This is a genomic window from Streptomyces sp. SID9727 (genome assembly GCF_010550605.1).
Taxonomy (GTDB): Bacteria; Actinomycetota; Actinomycetes; order Streptomycetales; family Streptomycetaceae; genus Streptomyces.
The window spans coordinates 34624-40717 of sequence record NZ_JAAGNI010000346.1; the positions used below are offsets into that span (position 1 = coordinate 34624).

At 72.3% G+C, this 6094-nt stretch carries 5 protein-coding genes; 2 read left to right on the top strand and 3 right to left on the bottom strand.

What is annotated here, in order from left to right; genetic code table 11:
- Positions 1-12 precede the first annotated feature (12 nt).
- The 3 genes from G3I41_RS23860 to G3I41_RS23870 all read right to left on the bottom strand — a co-directional run bounded on the left by G3I41_RS23860 (position 13) and on the right by G3I41_RS23870 (position 2885).
- Positions 13-1260, bottom strand: coding sequence for an AAA family ATPase (locus tag G3I41_RS23860; protein WP_164402442.1), 1248 nt, complete (start codon positions 1258-1260; stop codon positions 13-15).
- 7 nt (positions 1261-1267) lie between these two features.
- Positions 1268-1981, bottom strand: coding sequence for a Flp pilus assembly protein CpaB (gene cpaB, locus G3I41_RS23865; protein WP_164402443.1), 714 nt, complete (start codon positions 1979-1981; stop codon positions 1268-1270).
- Positions 1982-2048: 67 nt separating this feature from the next.
- The gene (locus G3I41_RS23870; RefSeq protein ID WP_164402447.1) at positions 2049-2885 is read right to left on the bottom strand and encodes a hypothetical protein; all 837 of its coding nucleotides are present in this window, start codon (positions 2883-2885) and stop codon (positions 2049-2051) included.
- A gap of 331 nt (positions 2886-3216) precedes the next feature.
- Here G3I41_RS23870 and G3I41_RS23875 point away from each other — a divergent pair, with 331 nt between their 5' ends.
- Both G3I41_RS23875 and G3I41_RS23880 read left to right on the top strand, forming a co-directional pair.
- Positions 3217-4947, top strand: a complete 1731-nt coding sequence (locus G3I41_RS23875) for a glycoside hydrolase family 18 protein (RefSeq protein ID WP_343242215.1) — start codon at positions 3217-3219, stop codon at positions 4945-4947.
- Positions 4948-5129: 182 nt separating this feature from the next.
- The coding region (locus tag G3I41_RS23880) for a serine/threonine-protein kinase (protein WP_164402444.1) at positions 5130-6094 on the top strand (965 nt) is incomplete at its 3' end.

Genomic DNA, 6094 nt, shown 5'->3' on the forward strand with positions numbered 1-6094 from the left:
CCCCCTCGGTGTTCATTTCGCCCGCGCCCGCCGGCCGCCCGGCCCGCCGCGCTCGCCCTTCGGCCTGCCCGCCCGGGCGGCCGCCTCCGCGTTCTTGACCAGACCGAGGTCGCCGGCCAGCCCCCAGAGGGCCTGCTTCACGGTGGACTTGGCGTCCAGGTCCTGGAGGCGTCCGGCGTCCACCACCGCCTGGAGCTCCTTGAAGTTGGCCGGCACGGCGATCCGGGCGACCCTGGTCGCGGTGATCTTCTCGATCAGGGCGGGCTGGATCTCCGTGTGGCGGGTGTGCCGGTTGACGAGGGTGATGGTCTCCTCGGCCTTGCGGACCTGGAGCCGGTCCCAGAGGCGGACCATGCGCTTGGCGGCCCGGACGGCGATCACGTCCGGGGTGGTCACGAGCACGGTGCGGTCGGCCATCTCGACCGCCGCGGCGTTGGCCGAGTTCATGTACGTACCGCAGTCGATGACGACGACCTCGTAGCGGTGGCGCAGGGCGCTGACGGTCTGGCGTACGACGCGGTCGGTGACGTCCTCGCCGCGCTCGCCGTCGGCCGGGGCGAGGAGCAGGGCGACGCCGGTGTCGTGGTTGTACAGGGCGTCCTGGAGGACCCGGGGCGAGATGTCCTGGATGGTGGCGAGGTCGACCACGGACCGGCGGAACTGCACGTCGAGGTAGGAGGCGACGTCCCCCGACTGGAGGTCCAGGTCGGCCAGCGCGACGGTGTGCCCGGAGGCGGCGGCGGCCAGGGCCAGCTGGACGGCGGTGACCGTGGTGCCGACGCCGCCCTTGGCGCCGCTGACGGTGACGACGGTGCCGCCGGGCCCGGTGTGCAGCTCGGCGCCGGCCCCGAGGTGGCGGCGGACGCCGACGGACCAGCCGGACGCGGCCTGGACGCGCTGCGCCAGCTCCTCGTACGAGAGGGGCAGCCCGACCAGGCCGCGGGCGCCGGAGTCCATGGCGGCCGAGTAGAGCCCGGGGCTGGTGTCGGCGGTGACGAGGACGACGCCGACGGCGGGGAAGCGCAGGGCCACCTCCCGGATCAGCTCCAGGGCCGGGACCGGGCCGATCCGTTCGTGCACGAGGACGACCTCGGGCAGCTCGTCCAGGGATTCGGCGGCGAGCCGGGCGAGGGTGTCGAGCAGTGAGGTGGAGTCGCCGAGCGGGGCGGCCGGCTCCGCGTCGGGGAGCTGGCCGAGGAGCCCGGAGACGGCGCGGGCGGCGTCGGCGTCACCGACGGCCGGGAGGATGCGTGTGCTCATCCGGTCCTCACTTGGTCTTGTCTTCGTCGAGGTCGTAGCTGCCCTCGCCCGGGCGCAGGGTGGTGGGGCTGTCGGCGGGAAGCAGGGCCAGGCGCACGTGTTCGGCGAAGGACTCCGCGTAGGCGACGCGCTGGGCGTCGTCGGTGTCCAGGGCGAAGGTGATCGGCACGGCCTCGGTGGGGCCTTCGCCGCGGTCCTCCGGCTTGGGTTCGAGGGAGGTGAGCCGGCCGACGTCGATGACCCGGGCGTTGGCCACGATGACGCGCGAGGTGGGCTTCTCCTTCTCGGTGCGGCCGGCGAAGGTGGCGTAGATGTTGACGAGGTTGCCCGGCCGGATCTTGCCGGCGACGCCGGTCGCGGCGTCGATCATGATGGCGATCTCCTGCTGCCCGCTCTTCAGCTTCGGGCGGTCGACCAGCATGTCGTCCTGGAGCAGCGAACCCGGGTGCAGCTCCGTGACGGCGATCTTGCCGCGGAGCGCGGAGAGGTCGGTGACGGCGCTCTTGGAGAGCCAGCGCTCGGGCATCGAGATCTTCTCGAACTGGTCCTCCTCCAGGGGCTTGTAGGGCGCGATGGTGGTCCTGACCCGGTACGCGGTCACCTCGGGGCCCACCTTCGCGTTCACGTCACCGATCACCCAGATCACACCGGCGAAGGCGGCGAGGGCGCACAGGACCGACAGGAGGAGCAGGATGACGCCGCGGCGTTGCCGTGAATTCATGGGCTGAGCAACCTCGTTGGGGATATGTGGGCCGGTGGGCGGTACGGGGCGGGGCTCGCGGGGGACCTCATGGGTTCAGGGCGGCGGGGCCGCGCGTGCGGTCCTCGGGCGGGGTCAGGGGGGCGTTGCACAGGCCGCAGCGGTCGCCGATGAGTTCGTTTCCGCACCAGGTGCAGACCTCTCTGCGCACCGAGGAGACCAGTTGGTGGATGAGTGAGATGTCGGGCAGGTAGGCCGCGAACTCGATCATCTTCGGGGTGCCCCACCAGCCGGCGGACTCGTCGGGCAGCACGGCCTCGTGGACCGCCCGCACCTGCCACGCCCGGGCCAGTGTGCCGGTCACCCACTCCGACGGGGACTGCCCCCGGGCGACGAGGAGATGGGTGGCGAAGCGGGGGCCGCCCAGCTCCCCCGTACCGACCCTGACCAGCTGGGGTTCCGGGTTGGCGAGCACGGCGAACTGGGAGCCGGGGACCCAGGACTTGGCGTGCGTCTTGAGGCTGACGGGCACCCGGTCGAGCCGGGTCACGGAGTGGAGCAGCGCGCCGGCGTGCACGTAGTGGGACAGCAGCCGCGCGGCGGAGGCGACGACCCCGGCGCTGAAGTCGCAGACGGACAACTGCCGTAACTGGCGCACCAGGACGGCCACGCCGAGCGGCGGCAGGTCCGACCTGAGCAGGGCGATCCGGTCGCTCTCCAGGACCGAGCGGACGGTGTGCAACCGGCGCTCGTGCGCGGCGGGGAGGCCGGCCGGGTAGACGGCGATGACGTGGCCGTGCTGCTCCAGGAGGCGCTGCATGTCGTCCAGCGCCTGGTCCAGGGTCTGTTCGCCGGGGGCGCGCAGGACGACCGCCGGGGGCGTCTGGCGGTCCTGCGGGGGCAGCACGAGGCCGGGACCGGTCACTGCTATGGCTGTCGGCACGCCGCTCCCCGTTCCTCGGGCCGCCGCGTACCGCCGGCCGCACTCGCTCCCGCCGGGTGCTTCCGCTCGGATGCTCCCGCCTGAGCACTTTATCCACGTACGGCAGGACAGAGAACACTTTCAAGAAGCCCGTGGAGCACGGGTGATGAGGTGTTCGGCGGTTCCGGGGGGAGCGGGGACCGCCAGAGGTCTTGACAACTTGATTGGTCTGGACCAGTTTATCGGCCAGCGGTGGCCACCGTTCCTCGATTCCACACCCCCGGCACCCCCGTGTCGTCCCCCCGCCATCCCCGACTCCTCCCGGAGGCAGCAAGTGGATCGTTCCCCCGCCCCGAGCCGCAGAAGACGCCGCACCCGCCCGGTCCTCGGCTCCGCCGTGGCCGTCGTCGCGGCCGGCGCCCTGACCCTCACCGGGCTCGTGACCAGCGCCGAGGCCGCCGACGTCAACGTCGCCAAGAACGCCGGCTTCGAATCGGGCCTCGCCAACTGGACGTGTACCGGGAATTCCGGCACCACCGTCTCCTCCCCCGTGCACGGCGGCACCTCCGCCCTCAAGGCCACCCCGGCCGGCCAGGACAACGCCAAGTGCTCGCAGACCGTGGCCGTCAAGCCCAACTCGACGTACCAGCTCAGCTCCTGGGTGCAGGGCGGGTACGCGTACCTGGGCGCCAGCGGCACCGGAACCACCGACGTCTCGACGTGGACGCCCGGCTCCACCGGCTGGACGCAGCTGGAGACCAGCTTCACGACCGGCGCGAACACCACGTCCGTCACCGTGTACACGCACGGCTGGTACGGCCAGGCCGCCTACTTCGTGGACGACTTCTCGGTGACCGGCCCCGACGGGGGCGGCGGCACCGACCCCGGCCCGTCGATCCCCGGCGCCCCGGCCGGACTCGCGGTCGGCTCGACCACCACGTCCTCCGTCGCCCTGTCCTGGAACGCGGTGTCCGGCGCGACCGGCTACACCGTCTACAAGGACGGCGTGAAGGCGACCACCTCCACCGGCACCTCGGCCACGGTCACCGGTCTCGCGGCCGACACCGCGTACCAGTTCGCGGTGACCGCCACCAACGCGGCCGGTGAGTCCGTGAAGTCGGCGACCGTCAGCGGCCGGACCGCCAAGTCCGGTGGCACCAACCCGAACCCGGGCACCTCCGTGCCGAAGCACGCGGTCACCGGCTACTGGCAGAACTTCAACAACGGCGCGACCGTCCAGAAGCTCAGCGACGTGCCCGCGAACTACGACATCATCGCGGTCTCCTTCGCCGACGCCACGACCACGCCCGGCGCCGTCACCTTCAACCTGGACTCGGCCGGCCTGAACGGCTACACCGTCGACCAGTTCAAGGCCGACATCAAGGCGAAGCAGGCGGCCGGCAAGAACGTCATCATCTCGGTCGGCGGCGAGAAGGGCTCGGTCTCGGTCAACAGCGACGCGTCCGCGGCCAACTTCGCCAACTCCGTCTACTCCCTGATCCAGGAGTACGGCTTCAACGGCGTCGACATCGACCTGGAGAACGGCCTCAACTCCACGTACATGACGAAGGCGCTGCGTTCGCTGTCGCAGAAGGCGGGCTCCGGCCTCGTCATCACGATGGCCCCGCAGACCATCGACATGCAGTCCACCGCGGGCGAGTACTTCAAGACGGCGCTCAACATCAAGGACATCCTGACCGTCGTCAACATGCAGTACTACAACAGCGGTTCCATGCTCGGCTGCGACGGCAAGGTCTACTCGCAGGGCTCGGTGGACTTCCTCACCGCGCTCGCCTGCATCCAGCTGGAGGGCGGCCTCGACCCGTCGCAGGTCGGCCTCGGCGTCCCCGCCTCCACCCGGGGCGCGGGCAGCGGCTACGTCGCCCCGTCGGTCGTGAACGCGGCCCTGGACTGCCTGACCAAGGGCACCGGCTGCGGCAGCTTCAAGCCGTCGAAGACGTACCCCGGGGTCCGCGGCGCGATGACCTGGTCGACCAACTGGGACGCCACGTCCGGCAACGCCTGGTCGAACGCGGTCGCCCCGCACGTCCACGGCCTGCCGTAAACCACCCACCCCCCTGAGCCAGCAGCGCCGCCGCTCCCCCGGCGGCGCTGCCGCGTGTACGGGACCGGGCTCCGGTACCGGTAACGCAACAGTCCGGTACGGGAGTTGCCTCGCCGCATGGCTGTCCGCGCGCGGACGTGGCACCGTTGTGGGGCGCGGTGCTGGGGCGAAGGGGGAGCGACATGGCCGGGGCGCGGATCGAAGCGCTGGGCGGGGACGACCCGGTGACGCTCGGGCCGTACCGGCTGCTCGGGCGGCTGGCGTCCGGCGGGATGGGCCGGATCTACCTGGCCAGGGCCGGCGGCCGGGACCTCGTCGCCGTGAAGACGCTCCTCGCGGAGGGCCGGGTCAGCGACACCGACCGCCGGCGCTTCGCCCGTGAGGTGGCGGTCGCGCAGCGGGTGGACAGCGCCTTCACCGCGCGGGTGCGGGACGCCGATCCGGACGCCGCGCGGCCTTGGATGGCCATCGACTACATCGCCGCGCCCCCGCTCTCCGAACTGGTCCGCTCCTGCGGGGTGCTGCCCGCCTCGGCCGTCCGGTGGATCGCGGCCGGCACCGCCCAGGCCCTGGTCACGCTGCACGGGGTGGGGATCGTCCACCGCGACGTGAAGCCGCAGAACGTGCTGCTGCCGCTGGACGGGCCCCGGGTCATCGACTTCGGCATCTCGCACGCCAGCGACCTCACCCTGACGGGCCTCACGCTGGGCACGATCGCCTTCACGTCACCGGAGCAGGCGCGCGGCGAGGAGTCCACGGCCGCGTCCGACGTGTACTCGCTGGGTGCCACGCTCTTCCTGCTGGCCACCGGCCGGGCGCCCTACCGCCCGGACGGCGACACGCTCCGGCTGCTGGCCCGGGTGCAGCGCGGCGAACTCGATCTGACCGGGCTGCCCAAGGAACTGGTCGCGACGGTCCGGCCGTGCCTGGCCGTGCAGCCCCGGCACCGCCCGACCCCCGCCGAGCTGCTGGCCCGCTTCCGGGAACAGCAGGCCGGGCTGCCGATGACGACGAGCGGCACGCGCTGGCTGCCGCCGCGCTGGACGGCGCTGATCGACGCGTACGCGAAGCAGGGCCTGGAGTGGGCGGGCGGCCGGCCCCCGGGCGGCCCGTCGCCCGCCCCGACCGTGACGCAGCGGACGCGCGC

Excerpts from the sequence above, each read along its gene's own strand:
- cpaB (WP_164402443.1), bottom strand. The coding sequence starts at position 1,981 with ATGAATTCACGGCAACGCCGCGGCGTCATCCTGCTCCTCCTGTCGGTC.
- G3I41_RS23860 (WP_164402442.1), bottom strand. The coding sequence starts at position 1,260 with ATGAGCACACGCATCCTCCCGGCCGTCGGTGACGCCGACGCCGCCCGC.